Here is a 24990-nt window from a genome sequence, read left to right on the forward strand (position 1 = left end):
GCCGGCACTACTGCGCCGGGACCGACACGGGCGCCACGCGGCTTTCCCGGCTGGGAGAGCCGTCGGCAACGGCCGCCGGACGGGTCCAGCGCAGGCGCAGCGCGTTGCTGAGAACAAACACCGACGACAGCGCCATTGCCCCCGCCGCCAGCACAGGGGACAGCAGGGTGCCGTTCCACGGGTACAGCACCCCTGCCGCTACCGGAATCAGCGCCACATTATAGCCAAAGGCCCAGAACAGGTTCTGGCGGATATTGCGCATCGTCGCCCGGCTGATGGCAAAGGCATTGACCACGCCGGTGATTTCACCGGACATCAGCACCACATCGGCGCTTTCGATCGCGACGTCGGTGCCGGTGCCGATGGCGATGCCGACATCCGCCGTGGCCAGCGCCGGAGCATCGTTGATGCCATCGCCGACAAAGGCAATTCCACCCGCGCCGCGCAGCCGCTCGACCGCCGCCACCTTGCCGTCGGGCATGACCTCGGCGACCACCGTGTCGATGCCCAGTTCCTGCGCGACGGCATCGGCCGTTGCCTGCCCGTCGCCGGTGATCATCGCAACATGCAGCCCCTGCGCCTGCAAGGACCGGACCGCCTGACGGGCCGACGCCTTTACCGGATCCGAGACGCCGACAACCGCCGCAATCCGCCCGTCCTGCGCCACGAACAACGCGCTGCGCCCGGCCTTTGCCAGTTCCGCCGCCCGCTCGGCCAGTGCGCCTGTGTCGATGCCCTCACGTGCCATCAGACGCGCGGCCCCGATCAGCAGATCATGGTCGCCAATCCGCGCCGCGACTCCCAGACCGGTCAGTGTCTCGAAGCGCTCTGGCGCCACCGGGGTCAGCCCCTCGGCCCGGGCACCGGTCACGATGGCACGCGCGATGGGATGTTCGGACTTTTCTTCGGCACCGGCCACCGCCGCCAGCAGCGCGGCGCGATCCACTCCCTCGGCAACCTCAAAGGTGGTGAGGGTCGGGCGGCCTTCGGTCAACGTGCCGGTCTTGTCCAGCGCGACAACGGAAACATCGCGCAGCCCCTGCAATGCATCCCCCCTGCGGAACAACACGCCCATCTCGGCCGCGCGCCCGGTCCCGACCATGATCGAGGTCGGGGTTGCCAGCCCCATCGCGCAGGGACAGGCGATGATCAGGACCGCCACACCCGCGACCAGGGCATGAGTCAGCGCCGGCGTCGGCCCGAGCAGCAGCCAGACCAGCACTGTGAGCGCCGCAAGAGCCATCACCGCCGGAACGAAGTACAGCGTGATCCGGTTCACCAGTCCCTGAATCGGCAGCCGCGCACCCTGTGCCTCTTCGACCATGCGGATGATCTGGCTCAGCACCGTGTCGGCCCCCACATGCGTGGCGCGAAACACCAGCGCGCCGGTGCCATTGATCGTGCCGCCGGTCACCCGGTCACCTTCGGATTTGCCCACCGGGATCGGTTCACCGGTAATCATCGCTTCATCGACCCATGAGTGCCCGCCCGTCACCGCGCCATCGACCGCGATCTTTTCACCGGGGCGCACGTGTACCAGATCTCCGGCGAGGATCTGCGCAATCGACACCTCGACCACGGCACCGTCCCGCTCGATCCGCGCCGTCTTGGCCTGAAGACCTGCCAGCTTGCGGATCGCCTCGCCGGTGCGGCCCTTGGCCCGCGCCTCGAGAAACCGGCCCAGGAGGATCAGCACCACGATCACGGCCGCCGCTTCGAAATAGACGTTGCGCGCGCCTTCGGGCAGCAGTCCGGGCAGGAAGGTTGCCACCACCGAAAAACCATAGGCCGCAGAAGTGCCCAGGGCGACCAGAGAGTTCATGTCTGGCGCCCCTTTGAGCAGCGCCGGGAAACCTGTCGCGTAGAACCGTCGTCCCGGCCCGAACAGCACCAGGGAGGTCAACAGGAACTGCACGATCCAGGAGGTCTGCAGCCCGATCGTCTGACCGATCCAGTGGTGAAAGGCTGGCAGCATGTGGCCGCCCATTTCCAGCACCAGAACCGGCAGCGCCAGCAGCGCCGCCAGCGTCGTGTCGCGCCGCAGCGCCGACAACCCAGCATCGCGACTGTCCTGGTCATTGCCGTGCGCCGGGACGCCCTCATGTACACGCGCCGCATATCCTGCCGCGGTCGCCACCGCCGCGATCTGTTGCGGTGTCAGCGATCCGTCGGTGTAGCGTACGGATGCCTGTCCGGTGGCCAGGTTCACCGTCGCCTCGGTCACGCCGGGCGCAGCGTTCAACGCCCGCTCTACCCGACCGACGCAGGAGCCGCAGTTCATCCCCGAGACATCCAGCAGCACGGTGCCCTGGCGCGCCGGATAACCTGTCGCGTCCAGCACCGACGCCACCATCACGGCTGTCACAGTGCCGTCGTGCGTGACTTTGGCAGTTTCGGTCGCAAGGTTGACCTGGGCCAGTGTGACACCCGGCATCGCCGCCAGCGCCCTTTCAACCCGTCCGACACACGACGCGCAGGACATTCCGTCAACCTGCAAGGTCAGTACTTTGTCATTTGTCATCGTCCGAATCCTACGGTTTCACTGCTGTTGGGCGCAGACATAACCATTCCAGTAACTGGAAGGTCAAGCTCTGTTGGCGCACCCCTGCCCTGGCGCTGCTCGGGAAGGATCCCCGTGTTTTGTCAGGCCACATTCCTGGTTGCCGGACCATGATGGTGCGCATGTCCAGGGTCAATGCCGGCTTCCGGGTCGGGGGCGGCCGGTCCCGCTTGCCCGGCATCCAGGACGCACGCGCCGCCGCTTTGGCCAAAGTCGACTTCGATGGTTGCATGTGCGATGCCAAAGTCCCGGTCCAACACGGCCTTGATCTTGCCGACAACGGTGGCAGGATCGGCGCCAGCCCCAAGTCTGACATCCATGGTTGCCAGCGGCTGGCCAGAGGTGATTGACCAGACATGGACGTGATCCAGACTGACCAGCCCCGGGGTTTTTTCCAGCAACGTCGCTTTCAGCTCGGCGAGCACGATATGGCTGGGCGTCCCCTCCATCAGAACGTTGAGCGATGCCTTGAGCAAGCTCCAGGCCGCGCGCAGGACGATGGCGGACAACACCACCGACAGGATCGGGTCAATCGGCGTCCAGCCTGTAAAATAGATGGCTGTTGCGGCGACGATGGCGGCCACGGAACCCAGCAGGTCGCCCAAGACATGAACCATGGCACCTTTGATGTTCACATGCTCCCTGTCGCCCTGCCGCAGCATCCAGAACACGCCGCAGTTCACGATCAGGCCCAGCACCGCGATGACGAACATCGGTCCCGCCAACACCGGCGCCGGATCCAGCAGGCGCTGCACGGCCTCGTAGGCGATCCAGAGCACCAGCAGGATCAGGGTGACCGCGTTGACAAATCCGGCCAGAATCTCGAACCGCATATACCCGAAGGTGCGCCGATCATCCTGCTTGCGGCGCCCGAAACGGAACCCGGCCCAGGCCAGCGCCAGGGCGGCAGCGTCGGTCAGCATATGCCCGGCGTCAGCCACCAGGGCCAGCGACCCCGACAGCAGTCCGCCGATCAGTTCTGCGAACATGAAACCTGCGGTCAGCAGAAAGCCGACCAACACCACCCTTTCGTTGTTCTCGGTGACATTCGGCGCATGGGTATGGTCGGTATGGTGGTGTGTGTGTTCGTGCTCATCTGGCATAGCTCATCCCCGGGGCTGAATTCCATTCGCATGATCATTCGGGATCGAAACCAAGTCCCGCCTTGTGAACCTAGAGTAGTGCGCCGGACGGGACTGCCCATAGTGTTCTTGCAAACGGGCTCCAGCGCAACCGTCCACGACCTCGCCCGGGCCACGCTCGGAAACTTGCTGCGGATCACAGCCGGAATGGCATCAAGCGCAATGTTCGGCCATGGCGCAGGTCGCTGCGAGCAGCCGTTACGTATGGTGGAACTGGCGTCTCTGACCTGTGCGACATTTCTATCGGTGAACGGGCGTGGCAAATTGCCCCCGTGCGGTAACGGCCCCAAGGCACCGGGCAGCACAGTGCCGGGTGTTGGCCGAGGAAACGATTGCGCAGAAGCGTCGGGCGTATCTTCAGGACAAGACGGTGATCAGGCAGATCCGGCGCACGGAGAATCCGAGCAGTCCCTTGCCTGTCGGGGGGAACCGGGTCGCGGCGTCCGCGAAATCCTCAGCCACAGCCTTGCACACCCGCACCGAAGACTCCCTGCGCGCTGTGCTCATTTCCCCCACTTCAGCGCGATGACGTCAAGGTCGCGCGCCAGCTGCAACAGGCGGGTTTTGGTGCGTGCGCTCATTGGTTGCAGCGGGGCGCGGACATAATCGCTCTGGATCACGCCGCCCTCCATCATCACCGTTTTCGCCGCGCGCAGACCACATTGGCGGTTTTCGTGGTTGATCAGCGGCAGGCAAAGCCGCCACTGATCCTGCGCGGCGTCCATGCGGCCCGCACGGTAGTCGATCAGGATGGGGCGGATTTTTTCCGGCTGCAGTGCCGAGGTCATCGTACCTGTGCAACCTGCATCCAGATCGGCCAGCAGCGTCACCGCCTCTTCGCCATCGAAGGGTCCGACAATGTCCTTGCCGCCTGCCTCGATCAACGCGGCGAGCTTGTCGGCGGCAAAAGGAGTTTCCATTTTGAAATAGGACACATTTTCGATCTCTTTCGCCATCCGGACCAGGAAGGGCACCGACAATGTCACACCGGACAGGGGCGCGTCCTGCACCATGATCGGGATGTTGATCACGTCGGAAACCGCCTTGAACTGGGCGAATATGGCATGTTCGGGCGGCACGAGGCCGACGCCATGGTAGGGCGGCATCATCATCAACATCGCGGCGCCCAGGGCCTGCGCCTCGCGGGCGCGGGCCACGACCACCTCATTGGCGAAATGGGAAATGGTGACGATGACCGGCACGCGCCCGGCCACATGTTCAAGACTGATGCGGGTCAGGTCGGCACGCTCTGCGTCGGACAGCAGGAACTGTTCGGAATAGTTGGCCAGAATGCAGATCGCATCCACGCCCTGGTCGATCATGCAGTCGAGCACACGCTTCATGCCCTCTTTGTCAACCTGGCCATCGGCCAGAAAGGGCGTCGGGGCGACGGGTAGAATGCCGGTCAAGGGCTGTTTCATCTGGGTTTGCTTTCCGTATCATCGTAAAAAGGCGCGACGGCGACGCGGCGGCCAAGAGCAAGCGCGTCCGAGACATGCACCATCGGGCGCAGGTCGGCGTCGATCCCATTTCGGGCCACCAATGTGGCCATGTTTTCATAAAGGCGCGGATATTCACCGGACAACGGGTTGCCGTCCGCCGAGGCTGTCTCGCGTCCATCGATCAGGATCCGCGCGCCGCCATCCAGCAGGGTCAGCGTTCCCTGATCGGTCTCGGCCTCGATGGTCCAGATCTGATCACCCTTTTGCCGCCAGTCGAAAGCGGCGCTGATCCTGGCCCCTTCGGGGTGGTAAAACGCCAGATCGGCTGCAATCGGCGTCTGGCGGTTTTCCGGCACCATCAGCGTCGCGTCGCGCAGGTGAATGTCCACGGGCAGGATTTGCGTCACAATGGACAGGGCGTTGATGCCGGGATCAAAGACGCCCATGCCCCCCGGTTGCCAGATCCAGTCCTGGTTCGGATGCCAGCGGCACACATCTTCCTTCCAGGTCACTTGCAGGCTGCGCAGGGTCTTGTCCGCCAGCCAGGATCTGGCCATCGCGACCTTGTCGGCTTCGCGCGAATGCCACGTGGCGTAAAGCGACAGGCCGTTGTCTTCGGCCAGCCGGGTCAGCGTATGGCATTCCGCCAGGGTCGCCCCGGGCGGTTTTTCCAGCATCACGTGGCGACCTGCCTTCAGCGCCTTTGCCGCATAGTCAAAGCGCGGTACCGGTGGCAGGCACAGCGACACCACGGGGATGTCGGGCCGCTGGGACAGAAACAGGTCGAAATCCGTGAAGGTGGCGACACCGCTGACAGATCCCTGACGGGACACGGTTGCCGCCAGTTCCCACTGACCAGAGGCTTTGATCGCAGGGATGTGCTGGTCCACCGCAATCTTGCCGATGCCGACGAGAGCCAGCTTCATCAATGTGAATCCCTGCCGACAGCCGAGCCGCGACAGCCCTTGAGAAAGTCGAGGTCGGCCCCTGTGTCCGCGCCTTCGACATGCTGCTGGTGCAGCCAGGCATAGCCACTTTCCGCGCGCTCGTGCTGCGGACTCCAGGCCGCAAGCCGCGCGGCCAGCTCCGCATCCGGAATGTCGAGATGCAGACGGCGGTTCGCCACATCCAGTTCGATCATGTCGCCGTTCCGCACAACCGCGAGCGGCCCGCCCGCGGCGGCCTCTGGCGAGGTGTGCAGCACAACCGTACCATAGGCTGTGCCGGACATGCGCGCATCCGACAGGCGGACCATATCGGTAATGCCCTTTTTCAGGATCTTTGGCGGCAGGCCCATATTTCCGACCTCCGCCATACCCGGATAGCCCTTCGGACCACAGTTTTTCATCACCATGATGCAGGTCTCGTCGATGTCGAGATCGGGGTCGTTGATCCTGGCCTTGTAATCGTCGATGTCCTCGAACACGACCGCCCGGCCGCTGTGCTGCAGCAACGCCGGCGTGGCAGCCGAGGGTTTGAGAACCGCGCCCTTCGGAGCAAGGTTGCCCTTGACCACGACAATGCCGCCCGACTGGGTCAGTGCATTGCTGGTCGGCAGGATCACGTCCTCGTTGTGGTTCACGACGTCCTTGACCTCGTCCCAGATGCTTTGACCCGACACGGTGATCGCATCCTTGTGCAGCAACCCGCCTTCGCCCAGACGTTTGAGCACCACGGGCAGACCGCCGGCATAAAAGAATTCCTCCATCAGGTATTTCCCCGATGGCATGAGGTTCACGATTGTCGGCACATCGCGGCCGCACCGGTCCCAGTCCTCGAGCGTCAATTCGATACCGGCGCGCCCGGCCATGGCCAGCATATGGATCACCGCATTGGTCGACCCGCCGATGGCAGCATTGGTGCGGATCGCGTTTTCAAAGGCCGGCTTCGTCATCACGTCCGAGGGCTTCAGGTCATCCTTGACCATCTGGACGATGCGGCGACCAGAGAGTTGTGCCATCACCCGGCGGCGGCTGTCGACGGCGGGAATGGCGGCATTGCCCGACAGCGCCATCCCAAGGGCTTCGGCCATCGACGCCATGGTCGACGCGGTGCCCATGGTGTTGCAGGTGCCGGTGGAGCGCGACATCGAGGCCTCGGCGTCCAGGAATTCGTCCTGACTCATCTCGCCTGCCTTCACCGCTTCGGAAAACTTCCACAGGTGTGTGCCCGATCCGACCCGTTCGTTGCGGTAATAGCCATTGAGCATCGGCCCGCCCGTCACCACGATCGACGGCAGATCAACCGATGCCGCGGCCATCATCAGCGACGGTGTGGTCTTGTCACAGCCGACCAGCAGCACGCAGCCATCCATCGGCTGGCCGCGGATGGTCTCTTCGACCGACAGGGCCGCCAGATTGCGAAACATCATCGCCGTCGGGCGAAAGGTGTTTTCCGACGCCGAAAACACCGGAACCTCGACCGGAAAGCCGCCGGCTTCCCAGATTCCGGCTTTCACCTTTTCCGCCAGCTCCTTCATGTGGATGCCGTTGCAGGGCGACAGTTCGGACCATGTGTTCAGGATTCCGATGATCGGGCGTCCGTCAAACAGATCATGCGGGTAGCCCTGGTTCTTCATCCAGCCGCGATGATAGATGGTGTCGCGGGACGTGCCGCCATACCACTCCTGGCTTCGGAGCTTGCGTGGCCATGTCGCGGGAGTAAATGCCATCGGGTGGCTCCTTTCCGTCAGGCCTCAGCCTTGTTTGTTCTTGTTGTAGACATCGAAGAATACGGCTGCGAGCAGCACCAGACCCTTGATCACCTGCTGGTAGTCGATGCCGATGCCCATGATCGACATGCCGTTGTTCATCACGCCCATGATGAAGGCTCCGACCACCGCGCCGATGATCTTGCCCGATCCGCCCGACATCGACGCCCCGCCGATGAACACCGCCGCAATCACATCGAGTTCGAGCGAGAACCCCGATTTGGGTGTCGCCGTATTGAGACGTGCGGCAAAGATCAGGCCCGCAAGCGCCGCCAGAACCCCCATGTTGACGAAGGCGAGAAAGGTCAGCCGTTCGGTCTGGATCCCGGAAAGCTTGGCGGCCTTTTCGTTGCCGCCCAGGGCATAGACCCGCCGACCGATCACCGTGCGCTCGGTGACAAAGGCATAGATCAGGGTCAGCGCCCCCATGGTCACAACCACATTCGGCAGGCCGCGGAAGGTCGAGAGCTTGAACATCAGGAAGATCAGCGCCGCGCTCACGATCAGTGTCCGCCCCCAGAAGAAGCTCGCAGGTTCGCTTTCGATGCCGTACTCCAGATCCCGCGCCCGCTTTTTCAGGCCCATGTGGATGACGGTTGCGGCGGCGGCGAGGCCAAGCGCAAAGGACAGGACGTTGAAATTGCGGGTGCCGAATACGGCGGCCAGTGCCGCGCCCCAGCTATCCGGGAACAGTTCGGGCACAAAGCCGGTCGACAGCAGCTGAAAGCTCTTGGGAAACGGGCCGACGGACTGGCCTTCCAGCAGCCACAGCGACAACCCGCGAAACACCAGCATTCCGGCCAGTGTCACGATGAACGAGGGGATGCGCCAATAGGCGACGAAATACCCCTGTGCCCCACCGATCAACCCGCCGACAACCAGGCAGACCATGATGGTGACAGGCACCGGCAGACTGAAATTGACAATCAACACCGCCGCAAGAGCGCCGACAAAGCCCATCACCGATCCGACCGACAGGTCGATATGGCCGGATACGATGACCACGAGCATCCCGAGCGCCATGATGATGATATAGCTGTTCTGCAGGAACAGGTTGGTGATGTTCACCGGCCGCATCAGGGTGCCGCCGGTGACAATCTGAAAGAAGGCCATGATGGCGATGAGCGCAAACAGCAGCCCATAGTCGCGCATGTGCGAGGCCAGATGCGCCCTGATGCCCTTTGAGGTGGATGTCATCACTCAAATTCCCTTTATTCGTTGACGATGAGCGACATGATCCGCTCTTGCGTGGCGTGGTCGGCTGGCATCTCGCCAACAAATGCCCCTTCGTTCATCACGTAGATGCGGTCGCTCATCCCCAGGAGTTCCGGCATCTCTGACGAGATCATCACCACCCCTTTGCCCTGTGCCGACAGCTCGTTGATGATGGCGTAGATCTCGTATTTCGCACCGACGTCGATGCCACGGGTCGGCTCGTCCAGGATCAGGACCTCGGGGGTGGTATACAGCGATTTCGCCAGGACCACCTTTTGCTGGTTTCCCCCCGACAGATTGCCGACTTTCTGAAACACCGACGGGGTTCGCGTCCGCAGCGCCTTGCGGTACTTCTCTGCCACCTGGGTTTCGGCATTGGCATTCAGAACGCCGCCCTTGGAGACACCCTGCAGATTCGCAAGCGTGGTGTTGAACCGGATGGTTTCGTCCAGGATCAGCCCGAGGCTTTTGCGATCCTCGGTGACATAGGCCAGGCCCGCCTGGATCGCACGATCCACGCGCGAGACGTCGATCTCCTGACCATGCAGCTTTACCCTGCCCTTGATGCCGCGCCCGTAACTCTGACCGAAAATCGACATCGCCAGTTCGGTGCGCCCCGATCCCATCAGGCCGGCGATCCCCACGACTTCGCCTGCCCGTACATTGAAGGCGATATCCTTGATGATCTGGCGATCGGAATGTTCGGGATGCCAGACATTCCAGCCCTCCACCTCCAGTAGCATCTTGCCCGCCCGGCGTTCGCGGGCCGGGTACCGGTCGGACATGTCGCGGCCGACCATGTCGCGCACGATCTGGTTTTCGGACAAACCTGCCTTGGCATCCAGCGTTGAGACCGAGCGGCCATCGCGGATCACCGTCACCGTGTCGGCGACGTACCGCACTTCGCCCAGCTTGTGCGAGATGATGATCGAAGTGACGCCCTGTGCCTTGATCTCCAGCATCAGGTCCAGAAGCTTGCGGGAATCGCCTTCCTGCAGCGCTGCCGTCGGCTCATCCAGGATCAGGAGCCTTACATCCTTGGACAATGCTTTCGCTATCTCGACAAGTTGCTGTTTGCCGACGCCGAGACTGTCGATCAGCGTGGTGGGGCTTTCCTTCAGTCCCACCTTCTTCAGCAGCGCGCTGGTCCGCTGGTTGGCCTCGTGCCAGTTGATCACCCCGGCTCTGGCCGTCTCGTTGCCCAGAAAGATGTTCTCGGCAATCGACAGTTCCGGAACCAGCGCCAGTTCCTGATGAATGATGATGATGCCGCGGTCTTCGCTGTTGCGGATGCCCTGGAACTCGGCCAGGGCGCCCTCGTAATGAATTTCGCCGTCGTAGCTGCCTGCCGGATAGACCCCGGACAGCACTTTCATCAGGGTCGATTTGCCCGCGCCGTTTTCACCGCAGATGGCGTGGATTTCACCCTCTTTGACCTTCAGGTTCACCTGATCGAGCGCTTTTACGCCGGGGAACTCTTTGGTGATGTCCCGCATTTCCAGAAGTGTGGTCATGATTGCCCCTTCAGGAGCCAAGGCCCCAGGTCGATGCCTTTGTCCGCGCCGGACAGGGCGCCAAAGGGAGTGGCGCCGACCGGACCGAAGCGGGCCAGGTCGGCGCGGATCTCAGTTCACGTGCGGGTTACTGGAACTGGTCCTTGGTGTAGTAGCCCGAACCGATCAGCACTTCTTCCCAGTTGCTGGCATCGACCGAGACCGGCTCCAGCAGGAACGAGGGAACAACCTTGACGCCATTGTCATAGGTGCTGGTGTCGTTGATTTCGGGTTCGGAGCCGCCAAGAACCGCGTCGACCATCCCGACGGTCACCTTGGCAAGCTCGCGGGTGTCCTTGAAGATCGTCGAATACTGCTCGCCTGCCAGGATGGATTTCACCGACGGCACCTCGGCGTCCTGACCGGACACGATCGGCATTTTCAGATCGCCGGAACCATATCCCACACCCTTGAGCGAGGACAGGATGCCAATGGACAGGCCGTCATAGGGCGACAGCACGCCGTGGACCTCTTGATTCGTGTAATTGGCCGACAAAATGTTGTCCATCCGCGCCTGCGCGACAGAGCCGTCCCAGCGCAGGGTGCCGACTGTCTCCATGCCCATCTGGCCGGACGGGACAACAACGGTGCCGTCGTCAATCAGGGGCTGAAGGATCGACATGGCGCCGTCGTAAAAGAAATAGGCATTGTTGTCATCCGGCGAGCCGCCGAACAGCTCGACATTATACGGCCCGTCGCCGAACCGCGACTTCAGCCCTTCGACCAGTGACGATGCCTGCAGGACGCCGACCTTGAAATTGTCGAAAGTGGCATAATAATCAAGATCACCGGAATCGCGGATCAGGCGATCGTAGGCAATGACCTTCACGCCGGCGGCAGCAGCATTTTCCAGGGCATTTGACAGTGTCGTACCGTCAATCGCCGCGATCACCAACACGTCCACACCTTTGGTGATCATGTTTTCAATCTGCGCGAGCTGGTTGGGAATGTCGTCCTCTGCGTACTGAAGATCGGCGGTATAGCCGGCCGCTTCGAGCGTTTTGACCATGTTGTCGCCATCCGCAATCCAGCGGGCCGAAGATTTGGTCGGCATCGCAATGCCCACGAATCCTTCTGCATATGCGGCAGACGACAGGGCAATGACCGCAGTTGCAGCGGCCAGAATGGTTTTAATCTTCATATTTCCTCCCGATCAAACGCTCCACACGGCCTCCCCGGCCGTCTCCCACGTTCAGTGACAGGGCTAATCCCTGCGTGACGCAACTGTAGGCAGGGTTAACATGCCTGTAAAATTCTATTATATGCCATCTGCATATCAATAATGTCATGTGATCTGCGCAAATGGCCTACCTCAGACAGACAAAACCAAGCCATCTCGGTCTGATCCTCAAGATCGCAGAGGTGGGGCAATTGCAAAAAGCGGCATCTTCCATGGCGATGTCGCAACCCGCAGCCTCGCGCATTCTCGCGGATATCGAGAAAAGCGTCGGCGCGCCGCTGTTCAAGCGCGGGCCGAAGGGCATGGAGGAAACCCTGCTGGGCGCCGCGGTTGTACGCCATGCCCGGGTGATCCTGTCGGAACTGGATGGGTTGGACAAGGACGTTCAGCGTCTGAAAAACGGCCTGGCCGGCGAGGTACGCATCGGCTCTGTCACCGGCCCGGCGGTCGCGATCCTGATGCCCGCACTCGAGGCGGTAAGGGCACATTCACCCCACATCGACGTCACCATCGAGGTCGGCCCCTCGACCGATCTCGTCCGGGGTCTGGACGAAGGAAGGTTCGACTTCATCTTTGCCCGCATGCCTGCGACACAGGACAGCCGTGATTTTCTCATACACCCGGCGCAGGAGGAAATCGTTCGTCTGATCATTCGCGACAGCCACCCGCTGGTCGGTCGCACCCAGGTCCAGCTTCAGGAACTGCACGCGTTTGACTGGGTGATCCAGGAACGGGGTTCGCCGATCCGCCTTGCCGTTGAAGAGGCGTTTCACAGTGCGGGCGAACCCACACCCACCAGGGTCATAAACAGCTCGTCCCTGTTGATCGTCGTGGCATTGCTGGAACGCTCCGACGTGATTGCCCCACTGGCCAACGAAGTCGCAGATCTGCTGAGCGGCCCCCACCTCGGCGCGCATCTGACAACGATCGACCTTGCGCAAAAGATAACCGTGTCGCCGTACTTTATCATCCGCAACAGGTTCAAGGAACTGCCACAGGTCGCCAAGGACTTTTTCGACGAAGTGGTGTCGCGGGTACGGGCCCCCTGAGCAGCGGGCCTGAGCCAGCCCTGCAAAGCCTGACAGTACAGATCGTCGCGCCTGCGCCCACCTTCTGCATCAGGGCGCCGACGTGCCCCGGAAACGCGGCGCCGGTGGCCGACAGGTCCGGGGCAGAGTCTCGCTCTGGCGTCAGTAGACAGCGATCCCCGGAAAGAAGATCAGCAGCGCCACGGCCAGCATCTGCAAGCCGATGAACGGCAGCAGCGCGGCAAAGATTTCGCCGAGAGAGATATCAGGTGGGGCGACCGACTTCAGGTAAAAGGCTGCGGGGCCAAAGGGCGGCGACAGGAAGGATACCTGCATGTTCATGCAGAACAGGACGCCGAACCAGATGGGATCCAGCCCCAGCGACTTGATGATCGGCACGAAGATCGGCATCGTCAAAAGCGCAATTCCGACCCAGTCGAGAAAGGCCCCCAACACAAAGAGGATTACCATCATCACCAGAACGATCACGGTAGGATTGTCAGAGAGTCCGGTCATCATGTCCGAGATGAAGCGGATTCCGCCCATCAGGTTGTAGACCCCGACCAGCGCTGTTGCGCCAATGCCGATCCAGACGATCATGCCCACCGTGGCCAGCGTCTGCACCGCCACACCGCGGCGCAGTTTGCGCCCCACCAGTGTCATCGCGTCAAACAGGTCGCGGGCGATGCCCGAACGGTCCAGCATCGCAGCCATCAGCACAAACATCGGCACAGAGATGAACACGAAACTTTCGACAAAGGTGTAGATGCGACTGGTGATCAGCGGCACCGAAATATGGCGCCAAAGCCAAGCAGGGCAAAGACCAGGGCCATCAGAAGGGTGACAAAGGCCAGCGGCATCCCGGTCAGCAGCAGCACGACCATCAGGCCAAACATCAACAGCGTGCTCGTGCCGATGCCGAGCGCGGCCAGATCCAGTATTGCGGTCATGTCAGGAAGGCTCCCCGCCCAGGCGCTTGGCGTGATTGAAGGTCAGGATGAGGAATTGCAGCGTCAGCAGGATCAGCATTCCGAACAGGAACAGCTTGACCAGGGCCGGTATCGGCGGGTTTCAGGCGCTGCCCGAGGTTTCCAGCCGGAACTGGCCGGACGGAAGATAAAGTGACTTGGTCACCATGATCCATGCTGCATAGGCAAAAAAGCCTGCGGCCAGCGCCGAGATCGCCGAGATGACGATGTCGAACATGCGCCGCGACCGCGGACCCAGCTGGTCGTAGATCAGAACCACCCGGATATGGCTGTCGCGCGCAGCACAAAGCAATCCGCCATACAGAAAGGCGATACCACACAGAAAGGTGGTCGTCTCATGCGCCCAGATCGTGGGCCGGTTCAACGCGTACCGCAGGAACACTTCTGTCAGAAGAATACCTGCCGCCAGCACGATGCCCGCCGCGAACAGATAACCGCCGGCATTGATGACGCGGCCCAGCCTGCCCGCTTCGCGGATCGCCCCGGGCTCTGGTTTGTGGATCAGGTCCGAGAGCGGTTCACTGGTCGATGCCAGGTCGATCTCGATCAGGTCTCGTTCGGACATGCTGGCCCTCTCTGGCGCAGGCAAAGGCACCGGGCAGGGACACGACCGTCCCTACCCGGTGCCCAGGCTGATCAGTCGATCAGGCCGTGTTGGGTCAGATATGCGTTCAGCGCCTCGAACACCTTCTGGGCATTGGGCGATTGCGCCGCGACCTTTTCCCATTCGCCACGGGCAAAACCGCGGAACTTGGCGCGCTCTTCGGGTGACCAGTTGTGGATCGTCACCTTGCCTGCCGGGTCCGAAGACTGGAACCGAAAGCTGTACTGCTGCGCCTGCGCCCCCAGCGCCGTCAGTCCGAGGGCCAGAGCGGTGGCCGCAAGTTTGAGATTTGTCATGATAGTCCTCCCTTTGGTGGTCATGGGTGACGGGCGCGGCGTGCCCCCGTCCCAGGAAAAATGGTCAGAATTGAAGCTGCACTTTCATCGCCCGGGTCTTGTCCGAGGCCATCTCGAAGGCGCGCACCGCGTCCTGTGCCGGGAAAATGCCGGTCAGAAGCGGGCGCAGGTCGACGCGGCCGCGGCTGATCAGATCGGCGGCGGTGGCGAATTCCCGGTCAAAGCGGAACGATCCCGAGATCCGGATCTCCTTGGTCACCACCAGGCCGAGCGGCAACGGAATGTCCGGACCCAGACCGACGGTGATCACCTGACCGCCGGGCCGGACAAGTTCACAGGCAGTGCGCAGGGCCGGGGCCGGGCCGGAGCATTCGAACACCACGTCGATGCGCCCCTTGCCGTCGCGATAGCGGTCCAGTGCCGCGGCGTCGCGGGTCAGATCAATCGTTTCGCCCGCGCCGACGCGGGAAGCGATGCGCAGTGGTTCGCCCGCGATGTCGGTGGCGATGATCTCGGAAGCGCCCGCATGGGCTGCGGCAACAATGGTCAGACATCCGATCGGGCCGCAGCCCGCAACAAGCACGCGCTGTCCCAGCAATGAACCGGCCTTGGCCACCGCATTCAGGCACACCGCAAAGGGTTCGGACATCGCCGCCAACGCCAGGTCGGTGTCCGGGTGCAGTCTGACCGCCTGCGGGGCAGGCACGATCACTTCTGCCCGGAACAGGCCCTGTTCATGCGGGAACCGCATGGCGGAACCGTTGAACCGCATGTCACTGCACTGGCTGCTCTGGTCGCGGCGGCAAAACGGGCAATGCCCGCAGGGCCGCGACGGGTTCACCGCCACCCGGTCTCCGGGGCTCAGCCCGACAACGTCCCGGCCGATCGCGGAAACCACACCAGAGACCTCGTGCCCCAGGGCCATCGGCTGCCGGAGCCGGACCACGCCAAAGCCACCGTGATGATAATAGTGCAGGTCCGACCCGCAAATGCCGCCATTGGCAACCGTTACCCGCACCTCGTCGGTGCCCGGCTGTCCGGCATCGGGAATATCTTCGATGCGCAGATCCCTGGGCGCGTGCAGGATGACTGCCCGCATACATGACCAAAATCGCAACCTTCGCCGGGGCGCTTGCCGCCGGGATCTGCCTGGGCAGCATGGCCATCGCGCAGGAATTCACCGCGCGCCTGTCGCTTGACGTGCAGGAGGGCAATCCGAAGTACGTCGCCGCCGAGAACTTTGCCAAGGCGGTGCTGGAGGCCACCGACGGCGCCGTCGAATTCAAGCTGTTCGCCAACGGCCTGCTGGGCGGCGAGGTGGAATCCGCCGAAGGCATGCGCCTCGGCTCGATCCAGGGCGGCATCATCACCAGCTCGGTCTATGCCACCTGGGTGCCCGGGATCCAGGTGCTCGATCTGCCGTTCCTGTTCCGCGACGATGCCCATGCGACCGCCGCCAATGCCGTGCTCACCGACCGTCTGGCCGACAAGTTCGACGCCCAGGGCTTTCATCTGCTGGGCTTTTCGATCAACGGCGCCCGTCAGCCGATGAGCACCTTCCCGATCGAAACCCCCGAGGATGTCGCCGTCAGGAAGATGCGCGTCATCCAGAGCCCGATCCACATCGCCCTCTGGGAAGCGGTCGGCGCCAACCCGGTCCCGATCCCCGCGACGGAGGTCTATAACGCGATGCAGACCGGCGTCGTCGACTATTTCGACAACACCGCCACCAACTACCTGACCTTCAAGTTCTTTGAGGTCGCGCCGCATTTCACCAACCTGCGCCACGTCTATGCCATGGGCACCTGGGTCGTCGCCAAAAGCTGGTGGGACACCCTGCCGTCCGAATATCAGGAGGCGATCACCACAGCGGCGAAGGCTGCCGAAGCCGATGTCGCCCCGATGCTCGCCGAAGTCGACGCCGCCTCGCTGGCGGAAACCGTCAAACTGGGCGCAACCCTCCACGAGGTCGAAGACAAGCAGGCCTGGATCGACAGGATGGAGCCGGTCTGGGCGCAGTTCGCCCCCAGCATTCCCGATGCCGAAGGCACCATCGCCGCGCTCAGGGCGATCCAGTAAAATCCGGGGGCGCGCGCGGTGGTGCGCACCCCGTCAGCACACACCGGGGAGGGGGCGCGATGCAGGACGACACAGAGGCAACGGCAGTCGGGTCCGGCCCGGACCGCAGCGACATCGCCGACAGCATTGCAGACGCGCTCGCCCGCAGCGCCGGCGCGCTCAACGTCGCCATCCTGACCGCAATGACCGTTGTCGTCTTTGCCAGCGTCATCGCCCGCTACGCCTTCAACGCCGGCCTGCCCTGGAGCGAGGAATTCGCCATCTGGGGCTTCACCTGGCTGATCTTCATCGGTGTCGCCCTCGGGGTTCGGGGCAACCGCCATGTCGCCGTCGACATCCTGCTGGACCTGCTGGGCCCGCGCCTGCGGCCCACGGCCGAACTGCTGCGCGACACGCTGGTCGCCATGGCCCTGTTTGCGCTGACCTTTTCCGGGTACAAGCTGGCGGCGATGGTGGGCGGCGTCAGCACCGGACTGCACTGGCCCAACGCCCTGCGCTACGCTGTCATTCCCGGGGCGGGCGCGCTAGCGCTGGTCTTTTTTCTGACCAACGACACCGGCCACGGCCTGAAGCGTCGCGCGGCCACGATGCTGGCGGGGGCGCTGCTGTACACGGCGCTCCAGCACCCTGCCCTGTCGCCCCTCGGCCAGATTTCACCCGGCCTTGTGATGGTCGCGGCGTTCTTCATCGCACTGGCCCTAGGCGTGCCGGTTGCCTTTGCCATGCTGCTGGGCGTGACGCTCACCACCTGGACCGGCGGCCTGCTGCCCGCCCCGGCCATCATGCAGAACATGGCCGCAGGCTCCAGCAAGTTCATCCTGCTGGCGATTCCCTTCTTTCTCACCACCGGCTACCTGCTCAACATCGGCGGGCTGTCGACACGGCTGATCGACTTTGCCGTGGCGCTCTGCGGCCACATGCGCGGCGGGTTGGCACAGGTCAATGTCATCAACAGCGTGCTTGTCGGCGGCATCTCGGGCTCTTCCGGGGCCGATGCCGCCAGCACCACCAAAGTGCTTGTGCCGCAGATGGTCAAACGCGGCTATCCGGCGGATTTTTCCTGCGCGATCACCGCCGTGTCTTCGACCCTGCCCAACGTGCTGCCCCCGGCGATCGCGATGCTGGTCTATGCCTCGGTCTCGAACGTCTCGGTCGCCAAGCTGTTTGTCGGCGGCATCCTGACCGGCCTGCTGATCGCCGCCGCGCTGATGACCGCCAATGCCCTGATCGCCCGCCGCCGGGGCTATGAATCCGCGACCACCCGCGCGCCACTGTCCGTGGTCTGGCGCAGCTTTCTGCGCGCCCTGCCCGCGCTTGCCATCGCCATCGTGGTGCTGGGCTGCATCCGCTTCGGAATCACCACCGCCACCGAAGCCGGGGTCATCGCGCTTGTCTGGGCGCTGATCCTCGGCAAGTTCGTCTTTCGCGAATGTTCGTGGCGGCAGTTGTACGCCTCGCTCGAAGAATGCAGCATCGACAGTGCCCTCATCGGCTTTCTCATCGCCGCCCAGATCAGCCGCACCGCGCCCCAGTCCGTTTTCCGCGAAGTCGTGCCGTTAGTTCTGGTGGTGCGTCATCCTGGCGCTGGTCTGCGCCTTTCCGGTGCTGTCGCTCGGTCTGTGGTCGCTGATCGGCTGACCATTGGCCGCCAATGCGCAGGGTGTTGATCCGTGGGCGTTGAAAGCCGACAATTTCGGTTGTGTGCGACAGCAAGGCGCCGAGCCATGCCGACAGCCGAGCCGATCACGTGCAAGGATTGACCCGGCGGGCCGACAACTCGCCGCCATCAGCCGCGGTGCGCAATGCGTGTCGATTACCTGGCTGGAGAAGAATGCAGCAAGGCGCGATACCGCGCGAGGCTGTCCTCCAGATGGGCTTTCATCGCCGCTTCGGCCTTGTCCGGATCGCCGTCGATAATGGCGTCTGCAATCCGCGCATGTTCCTGTACGATTTTCGGGTTGGGGTTGTATCTGCGTCCGCCCGGCTGGCCGGGCTCGAGATCCACCCGGGGAACGATTCCCGGGCGGATAAGCGACAGGAATTCAGGAAAACGCCGGTTCTGCGTGGCCTTTGCCACGGCGTAGTGAAACGCGAAATCCGCCTCTCGGGTGGATTTTCCAGACTTGAGATCCGCGTCCACCACATCATTCGCACGCAGAATCTCGTCGATCTGTTCGGCGGAACGGCGGCTGGCGGCAAGGCTGGCGGCGCGGATCTCGAAGGCCGAGCGCAGTTCAAAAAGTTCTATCACGCCGGAAAGCCGCTCGACGTCGAGATCCGCAAACGGGCCTGACTTGCGCGAGGCAGCGGGATCGAGCGCGAAGACACCCGAGCCTTTGCGCGCCTCGACCAACCCGTCAGAGCGCAGAAGCGCCAGGGCCTCTCTGACCACGGTGCGGCTGACCGAATGGGTGCGGGTCAGTTCCGATTCGCTGGGCAGCCTGTCCCCGGGGCGAAAATGCCCCTGTTCAATCTCGCGGCGCAGCGTATCGGCAATCTTTACGGCGCGGGTTCGCGCCGGAGTCGCATCGGAAACCGGAGATCCTGCATCATTTGCCTGCGCCATTTCGCTGAGTTTCAAGGTGAGCCCGCTTTCTGTCTTACAGATCCTAGAACGGCATTATCGCAGCAGAATCCAAATAATCAAACAAGTTCGGACCACATGGGCGGCACTGACTGGTGGCCGGGGAAAATTTTGCGTTGACCCGGATCGAATACCTGTAATACATTCCTGTTATACAGATTTACGAACGCGACCAGCAGGAGCCCGCAGTGATCATCAGCGACATCAGGGTGCGGGTTTTCGAACACGCGACGCGCCGACACAGTGACAGCGCCGGCCATGCCCACCCCGGACCGGTCCACAAGGTGCAGCAGGCCATCGTCACGATCCGCACCGAGGACGGTCACGAAGGCCACAGCTTTTGCCCGCCCGAAGTGGCCCGCCCGCATGTCATCGACAAGTTCGTGCGCAAGGTGCTGATCGGGCAGGATCACCGCGACCGGGAGCGGCTGTGGCAGGATCTGGCCCATTGGCAGCGCGGATCTGCAGCGCAGCTGACCGACCGGACGCTGGCGGTGGTCGACTGTGCCCTGTGGGATCTGGCCGGGCGGTCGCTGGGGCAGCCGGTCTACAAGCTGATCGGCGGCTACCGTGACAAGGTGCGGGCTTATGGCTCGATCATGTGCGGCGACGAAATCGAAGGCGGGCTGGCCACGCCCGAAGATTACGCCCGGTTCGCGGAAACCCTGGTCGCACGCGGCTACAAGGGTATCAAGCTGCACACCTGGATGCCGCCGGTGTCCTGGTCCCCGGACGTCAAGATGGACCTCAAGGCCTGCGCCGCGGTGCGCGAGGCGGTCGGCCCGGACATCGCCCTGATGATCGACGCCTACCATTGGTACAAACGCACCGAGGCGCTGGAACTGGGCAGGGGTCTGGAAAAGCTGGATTTTGCCTGGATGGAAGAGCCGCTGGACGAGCAGTCCATGTCGTCCTACCAATGGCTCACCGACGCTCTGGACATCCCCGTCATCGGTCCCGAAAGCGCGGGCGGCAAACATTGGCATCGCGCCGAATGGATCAAGAGCGGCGCCTGCGACATCCTGCGCACCGGGGTCAACGACGTCGGCGGCATCACTCCCGCGCTCAAGACCATGCATCTCGCCGAAAGCTTTGGCATGGAATGCGAGGTGCACGGCAACACGGCGATGAACCTGCATGTGGTTGCCGCCACCAAGAATTGCAAATGGTACGAACGCGGCCTGCTGCACCCCTTCCTCGAATACGACGACGGGTTTGACTACCTCAAATCGCTCTCTGATCCGATGGATGCCGATGGCTGGGTGCATGTGCCCGACCGTCCCGGACTGGGCGAGGACATCGACTTCGATCACATCGAGAACAACCGCGTCAGCTGACCGGTTTCATTGCACCAAAAATGGGAGGAGAACCATGAAACATCTTTTGACGGCCACTGCCCTGTCGGCGCTGATGGCGCTTTCAACGCCGGTGATGGCCGAGACACCGGACGATCAGCTGATCGTCGCCTTCACCATGACCAACGTGCTGAGCATGGACCCGGCGGCCATCACCGGCGGCGAAGCGGTGCAGATCCTCAACAACCTCTATGACGCGCTTGTCGAACTGGACCCCAAGACCGGCGCCCTGTCACCACGACTGGCAACAAGCTGGAAGGTGTCGGACGACAACATGTCGGTGACCTTCACGCTCCGACCCGGCGCCACCTTTGCCTCGGGAAACCCGATCACCGCGCAGGACGTAAAGTTCAGCTACGACCGGCTGATGACTCTGGGACAGGCGCAATCCTCGAACCTGGCAAGCCGAGGCTTCACCGCAGAGGCGATCGACACTCAGTTCGTCGTTGTCGACGACATGACGTTCCAGCTCAACCTGCCGCAAGCGGACGATCCCAAGCTGATCCTGATGTATCTGTCGCAGGCCGGTGTCGGCTCGATCCTTGACTCCAAACTGGTGCAGGACAATGCGGGCGACGACATGGGCCAGCAGTTCCTGACCAACAACTCCGCAGGCTCTGGCGCCTTCACTCTGGGACAGTGGCGGGCCAATGAATACGTCATCCTGACACGCAACGATGCGTTCTGGGGTGATGCCCCGGCGATGAAACGCGTGCTGATGCGCCACCTTCCGGAAAGCCAGAGCCAGCGGCTGGGCCTTGCCCAGGGCGATCTGGATGTCGGGTTCAGCCTGGCGGCCCCCGATCTGCGCGCGCTGGAAGAGGACAAGAACATCACCGTGGAAACGGTGCCGAGCAACGGCTTCTATTATCTTGCCGCCTCGGTCGGGGATGAAAAGTTCGCCAATCCCAAGGTGCGCGAGGCACTGCGTTACCTGATCGATTATGACGGCATCAACGGCGCCATCATGCCGTTCTTCGGCGTCAAGCGTCAGGGCGTCATCAACAGCCGTGCCTTTGGCGCGATGGACGATCCCGGTTATGCGCTGGACGTGGAAAAGGCCAAGGCGCTGCTGGCCGAGGCGGGCTATCCCGACGGATTCGACACCACCCTTCGGGTGATTTCGACGCAGGAGTTTCTCGACAGCGCCACTGCCATTCAGGGCACGCTGGCGCAGGCCGGTATCAACGCCGAGATCATCACCGGCGACGGGGGCCAGATCTATGGCGCCATGCGCGACCGTCAGTTCGAGTTGTTGGTCGGGCGCGGCGGCGGCGGTCAGCAGCCCCACCCCGACAGCAACCTGCGCGCCATGGTCTACAACCCGGACAACAGCCAGGAGGCAGGCCTCACCAACTTTCAAAGCTGGCGCACCTCGTATCAGGACGAAGAGCTGAACACCGCCATCGAAGCCGCGCTGGTGGAACGCGACGACGCCATGCAGGCCCAGCAGTACAAGTCGATCCAGCAGATGATCGACACCAAGGTCACTGCGATCCAGCCGTTTTCCGAACGAGTGGTGACGGCAGCGTATCAGGCTGACGTGTCAGGTGTGATGATCGACCCCTGGGTGTCGCGGTTCGAGGATGTCGTCAAGACCCGGTAACGGTTTCTCCCTGTCGTGACCGGATCAGATGCGCAGCCCACATCGGGGCTGCGCATTTTTTTACGGCCGGGACGCAGGTCAGGCGCGGCCGTAAAGCTCGGCACAAAAAAACCACGCCACACATTTGTGTGGCGTGGTTACGGCCGTTGCCGGGTTCAGGGGTCAGAGCGCGTTTTCGTAACTCAGGCTCGCACCGATCAGTTCACGGGCATAGGGGTGGGTGGCCTGATTTCCGACAATGGCAGAACGGGGCAGGATCTCGACGATTTCGCCCAGTTTCATCACGGCGAAGCGGTCGCACATGTGGTCGATCACCGCCAGATCATGGCTGACCATGACATAGGTGAACCCCTTTTCCGCCTGCAGGCGCACCAGAAGATTGATGATCTCGGCCTGCACCGACACATCGAGCGCCGAGGTCGGCTCATCAAGGAACAGCACATCCGGTTCGACAATCAGCGCCCGGGCAATGGCGACCCGCTGGCGCTGCCCGCCCGACAGCTGGTGCGGATAGCGGTCGAGAAAGGCCACCGGCAGGCCGACGTCGATCATCGCCTGCTCAAGCCGTGCGGCGTGGTCGTCGAAGTGGTGGATCTTGAGCGGTTCGGACAGCACTGTGCGCACGCTGTGGCGCGGATGCAGTGATCCATAGGGGTCCTGAAACACCATCTGCAAGGTCCGGCAACGGTCCGCCGGGCTCATCTCGCGCACCGAGGTGCCGCCGATCCGGGCCTCGCCACTCCACGTGTCCAACAGCAGCGACGCACAGCGCAGTATCGTCGATTTTCCGGAACCGGATTCGCCAACGAGACCAAAACACTCGCCCTCTGCGACGTCAAAGCTGACCTTGGGCAACACGGTCACCGCCCCGAAACGGATCGACATGTCCCTGATGCTGATGGGCTTCATAGTCCTGTCTCCTTCAACCAGGCGGGGTCACGTTCCAGTACCGGCAAGGGCGCGCGCGATCCGCCGATGCGCGGCTGCGCGGCGATCAGGCCACGGGTATAGGGGTGCTGCGCGAGATCCAGTTCGTCGGCTTTCAGCGTCTCGACCACCCGGCCCGCGTACATGATCAGCACCCGGTCGCAAAAATTGCGCACCAGGTTCAGGTCGTGGGAAATCATGATCAGCCCGATGCCGCGTTCTGCCACCAGATCGTCCAGAATTTTCAGCACCTGCAGGCGCACCGTGACATCCAGCGCCGAGGTCGGCTCGTCCGCGATCACCAGGTCCGGATTGGTCAGCAGCATCATCGCGATCATGATCCGTTGGCCCATCCCCCCCGAAACCTCGTGCGGATACAGCGCATAAACCCGGTCCGCATCGCGGATCTGCACTGCTTCGAGCATCGCGATGGCCTGTGCCCTTGCGACAGCCCTGGAGCATTTGACATGCGTTCGGTACGCCTCGGCAACCTGATCGCCGCAGCGCCGGATCGGATTGAGCGAAAACTTCGGATCCTGCAGGATCATCGACATCCGCGCGCCGCGCACCTTGAGCATTTCACGTTCCGACGCGGTCAGCAGGTCGACATCTTCGAACCGGGCCCTGCTGGCCGTGATGTCGGCGGTGGGCAGCAATCGCATCAGGGCGCGGCCCACGGTGGACTTGCCCGAGCCGGATTCCCCGACAATGCCCAGCCGTTCACGGCCCAGCGTAAAGCTGACCTTGTTCACGGCGGGTGCAGGGGCGCCACGATAATGGACGCTCAGATCCCGAACCTCCAGGATGGGGTTCTGCATGGCGCTACCTCCGGTTCATCTGTTTGGGGTCCAGGGCGTCGCGCAGCCCGTCACCCAGCAGGTTGAATGCCAGGCTGACCGCGAGGATCGACAGGCCCGGAAAGGTCACCAGCCACCAACTGTCGATCATGTAACGACGCCCTGTGGCGATCATCGCCCCCCACTCGGGCATCGGCGGCTGCGCGCCCAGTCCCAGAAAGCCCAGTCCGGCCGCTGTCAGGATCACTGTCGCCATGTTCAGCGTCAGCCGGATCAGCACCGACGGCAGACACATCGGCACAACCGAGCGCCAGATGATCCGCGCCGGACTTGCGCCCTGCAACCGGGCGGCGGCGATGTAATCGGCCTTGCGGATGGTCATCGTCTCGGCCCGTGCCAGCCGCGCGATGGGCGGCCAGGCGGTCAGCGAAATGGCGATGATCGCGTTGTTCAGACTGGGTCCGAGCGCGGCGACAAAGGCCAGCGACAGGATCAGCGACGGAAAGGACAGAAAGATATCGGTGAGCCGCATCATCACCATATCCACCCGTCCGCCGAAGTACCCGGCGACCGTACCGACAAACAGTCCGATCGGGCCGACGACGATGGTCACCAGCGAGATGATTGTCAGCGTGATACGCGAGCCATACAGCAGGCGGCTGAAGATATCGCGCCCCAGCTCGTCGGTGCCGAAGTAATGCGCGCCACCCGGGGGGGCCAGCGTGTTCTGCAGATCCTGCAGGTAGGGATCGTGGGTGGCGATCAGCGGACAGAACACGGCGGCCAGGACCAGTACCACCAGCACCAGCAGGCCAAAGGCCGAGGTGGGTGTCCGCGCCAGATACAGCACGATGTTGCGCAGTGAACGCAGCCATTCCAGATCCGGCGCCGGGCGTGTGGCGTAAGGTGTCTTTTCGGTCATG

20 protein-coding genes and 1 pseudogene are annotated in these 24990 nt (G+C 62.9%); 5 read left to right on the top strand and 16 right to left on the bottom strand.

What is annotated here, in order from left to right:
• Positions 1-7: 7 nt before the first annotated feature.
• The 8 genes from FOY53_RS11025 to chvE all read right to left on the bottom strand — a co-directional run bounded on the left by FOY53_RS11025 (position 8) and on the right by chvE (position 11763).
• Complete coding sequence (locus FOY53_RS11025; RefSeq protein ID WP_146588717.1) at positions 8-2521, bottom strand: heavy metal translocating P-type ATPase; 2514 nt, start codon at positions 2519-2521, stop codon at positions 8-10.
• 122 nt (positions 2522-2643) lie between these two features.
• Positions 2644-3663: a cation diffusion facilitator family transporter gene (locus FOY53_RS11030; protein WP_146588719.1), complete on the bottom strand. Its 1020-nt coding sequence runs from the start codon at positions 3661-3663 to the stop codon at positions 2644-2646.
• Between the two features lie 542 nt (positions 3664-4205).
• Positions 4206-5123, bottom strand: a complete 918-nt coding sequence (locus FOY53_RS11035) for a dihydrodipicolinate synthase family protein (RefSeq protein ID WP_146588720.1) — start codon at positions 5121-5123, stop codon at positions 4206-4208.
• Positions 5120-6070, bottom strand: a complete 951-nt coding sequence (locus tag FOY53_RS11040) for a Gfo/Idh/MocA family protein (protein WP_146588722.1) — start codon at positions 6068-6070, stop codon at positions 5120-5122. The genes FOY53_RS11035 and FOY53_RS11040 overlap by 4 nt, the downstream gene beginning before the upstream one ends.
• On the bottom strand, positions 6070-7815 hold the full coding sequence (gene araD / locus FOY53_RS11045; protein ID WP_146588724.1) for an L-arabinonate dehydratase: 1746 nt from the start codon (positions 7813-7815) through the stop codon (positions 6070-6072). Before araD ends, FOY53_RS11040 begins: the two co-directional genes overlap by 1 nt.
• 24 nt (positions 7816-7839) lie before the next feature.
• Complete coding sequence (mmsB, locus tag FOY53_RS11050) at positions 7840-9051, bottom strand: multiple monosaccharide ABC transporter permease (protein WP_146588726.1); 1212 nt, start codon at positions 9049-9051, stop codon at positions 7840-7842.
• 14 nt (positions 9052-9065) lie between these two features.
• Positions 9066-10583, bottom strand: a complete 1518-nt coding sequence (mmsA, locus tag FOY53_RS11055) for a multiple monosaccharide ABC transporter ATP-binding protein (RefSeq protein ID WP_146588728.1) — start codon at positions 10581-10583, stop codon at positions 9066-9068.
• Between the two features lie 127 nt (positions 10584-10710).
• On the bottom strand, positions 10711-11763 hold the full coding sequence (gene chvE, locus FOY53_RS11060) for a multiple monosaccharide ABC transporter substrate-binding protein (protein WP_146588730.1): 1053 nt from the start codon (positions 11761-11763) through the stop codon (positions 10711-10713).
• 161 nt (positions 11764-11924) lie between these two features.
• Between chvE and FOY53_RS11065 the strand changes: the two genes are divergently transcribed.
• Complete coding sequence (locus tag FOY53_RS11065) at positions 11925-12851, top strand: LysR family transcriptional regulator (RefSeq protein WP_146588732.1); 927 nt, start codon at positions 11925-11927, stop codon at positions 12849-12851.
• Positions 12852-12992: 141 nt separating this feature from the next.
• On the opposite strand, the pseudogene FOY53_RS11070 reads toward FOY53_RS11065, so the two are convergent.
• The 4 genes and pseudogenes from FOY53_RS11070 to FOY53_RS11085 all read right to left on the bottom strand — a co-directional run bounded on the left by FOY53_RS11070 (position 12993) and on the right by FOY53_RS11085 (position 15818).
• Positions 12993-13780 (bottom strand): annotated as a pseudogene (locus FOY53_RS11070) (TRAP transporter large permease subunit).
• A 121-nt stretch (positions 13781-13901) separates the two neighbouring features.
• The gene (locus FOY53_RS11075) at positions 13902-14384 is read right to left on the bottom strand and encodes a TRAP transporter small permease subunit (RefSeq protein WP_342784180.1); all 483 of its coding nucleotides are present in this window, start codon (positions 14382-14384) and stop codon (positions 13902-13904) included.
• A gap of 71 nt (positions 14385-14455) precedes the next feature.
• Positions 14456-14719: a hypothetical protein gene (locus tag FOY53_RS23075; protein ID WP_186766577.1), complete on the bottom strand. Its 264-nt coding sequence runs from the start codon at positions 14717-14719 to the stop codon at positions 14456-14458.
• Positions 14720-14783: 64 nt separating this feature from the next.
• Entirely contained in the window at positions 14784-15818 is a 1035-nt protein-coding gene (locus tag FOY53_RS11085) for an L-idonate 5-dehydrogenase (protein WP_146588735.1), read from the bottom strand.
• 2 nt (positions 15819-15820) lie between these two features.
• Between FOY53_RS11085 and FOY53_RS11090 the strand changes: the two genes are divergently transcribed.
• The gene (locus FOY53_RS11090; protein WP_146588737.1) at positions 15821-16798 is read left to right on the top strand and encodes a TRAP transporter substrate-binding protein; all 978 of its coding nucleotides are present in this window, start codon (positions 15821-15823) and stop codon (positions 16796-16798) included.
• Positions 16799-16857: 59 nt separating this feature from the next.
• Positions 16858-18465 (top strand): TRAP transporter large permease, encoded by a 1608-nt coding sequence (locus FOY53_RS11095; protein ID WP_146588739.1) that lies wholly within the window; start codon positions 16858-16860, stop codon positions 18463-18465.
• Positions 18466-18611: 146 nt separating this feature from the next.
• On the opposite strand, the gene FOY53_RS11100 is transcribed toward FOY53_RS11095, so the two are convergent.
• Positions 18612-19364, bottom strand: a complete 753-nt coding sequence (locus FOY53_RS11100; RefSeq protein WP_146588741.1) for a FadR/GntR family transcriptional regulator — start codon at positions 19362-19364, stop codon at positions 18612-18614.
• 206 nt (positions 19365-19570) lie between these two features.
• On the opposite strand from FOY53_RS11100, the gene FOY53_RS11105 reads away from it, so the two are divergent.
• The gene (locus FOY53_RS11105) at positions 19571-20719 is read left to right on the top strand and encodes a mandelate racemase family protein (protein WP_146588742.1); all 1149 of its coding nucleotides are present in this window, start codon (positions 19571-19573) and stop codon (positions 20717-20719) included.
• 34 nt (positions 20720-20753) lie between these two features.
• Positions 20754-22343, top strand: coding sequence for an ABC transporter substrate-binding protein (locus FOY53_RS11110; RefSeq protein WP_146588744.1), 1590 nt, complete (start codon positions 20754-20756; stop codon positions 22341-22343).
• A gap of 162 nt (positions 22344-22505) precedes the next feature.
• Here FOY53_RS11110 and FOY53_RS11115 read toward each other — a convergent pair whose 3' ends face one another.
• Genes FOY53_RS11115 through FOY53_RS11125 form a run of 3 tightly spaced genes read right to left on the bottom strand, consistent with a single transcriptional unit; the run spans position 22506 to position 24989 of the window.
• Positions 22506-23252 (bottom strand): ABC transporter ATP-binding protein, encoded by a 747-nt coding sequence (locus FOY53_RS11115; protein WP_146588746.1) that lies wholly within the window; start codon positions 23250-23252, stop codon positions 22506-22508.
• A complete protein-coding gene (locus tag FOY53_RS11120) occupies positions 23249-24088 on the bottom strand; it encodes an ABC transporter ATP-binding protein (protein WP_146588748.1) in 840 nt (279 codons plus the stop codon). Before FOY53_RS11120 ends, FOY53_RS11115 begins: the two co-directional genes overlap by 4 nt.
• A gap of 4 nt (positions 24089-24092) precedes the next feature.
• Positions 24093-24989 (bottom strand): ABC transporter permease, encoded by an 897-nt coding sequence (locus tag FOY53_RS11125; protein WP_146588749.1) that lies wholly within the window; start codon positions 24987-24989, stop codon positions 24093-24095.
• Between the last annotated feature and the right edge of the window lies 1 nt (position 24990).

The sequence above is a fragment of the Puniceibacterium confluentis genome (genome assembly GCF_007923445.1).
Classification (GTDB): domain Bacteria; phylum Pseudomonadota; class Alphaproteobacteria; order Rhodobacterales; family Rhodobacteraceae; genus Puniceibacterium; species Puniceibacterium confluentis.

What these genes read in the sequence shown, in the direction of transcription:
- FOY53_RS11085 (WP_146588735.1), bottom strand. Translation starts at nt 15,818, where the DNA reads ATGCGGGCAGTCATCCTGCACGCGCCCAGGGATCTGCGCATCGAAGAT.
- FOY53_RS11025 (WP_146588717.1), bottom strand. Translation starts at nt 2,521, where the DNA reads ATGACAAATGACAAAGTACTGACCTTGCAGGTTGACGGAATGTCCTGC.
- FOY53_RS11075 (WP_342784180.1), bottom strand. Translation starts at nt 14,384, where the DNA reads ATGTCCGAACGAGACCTGATCGAGATCGACCTGGCATCGACCAGTGAA.
- chvE (WP_146588730.1), bottom strand. Translation starts at nt 11,763, where the DNA reads ATGAAGATTAAAACCATTCTGGCCGCTGCAACTGCGGTCATTGCCCTG.
- FOY53_RS11030 (WP_146588719.1), bottom strand. Translation starts at nt 3,663, where the DNA reads ATGCCAGATGAGCACGAACACACACACCACCATACCGACCATACCCAT.
- FOY53_RS11090 (WP_146588737.1), top strand. Translation starts at nt 15,821, where the DNA reads ATGACCAAAATCGCAACCTTCGCCGGGGCGCTTGCCGCCGGGATCTGC.
- FOY53_RS11110 (WP_146588744.1), top strand. Translation starts at nt 20,754, where the DNA reads ATGAAACATCTTTTGACGGCCACTGCCCTGTCGGCGCTGATGGCGCTT.
- mmsA (WP_146588728.1), bottom strand. Translation starts at nt 10,583, where the DNA reads ATGACCACACTTCTGGAAATGCGGGACATCACCAAAGAGTTCCCCGGC.
- araD (WP_146588724.1), bottom strand. Translation starts at nt 7,815, where the DNA reads ATGGCATTTACTCCCGCGACATGGCCACGCAAGCTCCGAAGCCAGGAG.
- FOY53_RS11035 (WP_146588720.1), bottom strand. Translation starts at nt 5,123, where the DNA reads ATGAAACAGCCCTTGACCGGCATTCTACCCGTCGCCCCGACGCCCTTT.
- FOY53_RS11115 (WP_146588746.1), bottom strand. Translation starts at nt 23,252, where the DNA reads ATGAAGCCCATCAGCATCAGGGACATGTCGATCCGTTTCGGGGCGGTG.
- FOY53_RS11040 (WP_146588722.1), bottom strand. Translation starts at nt 6,070, where the DNA reads ATGAAGCTGGCTCTCGTCGGCATCGGCAAGATTGCGGTGGACCAGCAC.
- mmsB (WP_146588726.1), bottom strand. Translation starts at nt 9,051, where the DNA reads ATGACATCCACCTCAAAGGGCATCAGGGCGCATCTGGCCTCGCACATG.
- FOY53_RS11065 (WP_146588732.1), top strand. Translation starts at nt 11,925, where the DNA reads ATGGCCTACCTCAGACAGACAAAACCAAGCCATCTCGGTCTGATCCTC.
- FOY53_RS23075 (WP_186766577.1), bottom strand. Translation starts at nt 14,719, where the DNA reads ATGACAAATCTCAAACTTGCGGCCACCGCTCTGGCCCTCGGACTGACG.
- FOY53_RS11100 (WP_146588741.1), bottom strand. Translation starts at nt 19,364, where the DNA reads ATGGCGCAGGCAAATGATGCAGGATCTCCGGTTTCCGATGCGACTCCG.
- FOY53_RS11095 (WP_146588739.1), top strand. Translation starts at nt 16,858, where the DNA reads ATGCAGGACGACACAGAGGCAACGGCAGTCGGGTCCGGCCCGGACCGC.
- FOY53_RS11120 (WP_146588748.1), bottom strand. Translation starts at nt 24,088, where the DNA reads ATGCAGAACCCCATCCTGGAGGTTCGGGATCTGAGCGTCCATTATCGT.
- FOY53_RS11125 (WP_146588749.1), bottom strand. Translation starts at nt 24,989, where the DNA reads ATGACCGAAAAGACACCTTACGCCACACGCCCGGCGCCGGATCTGGAA.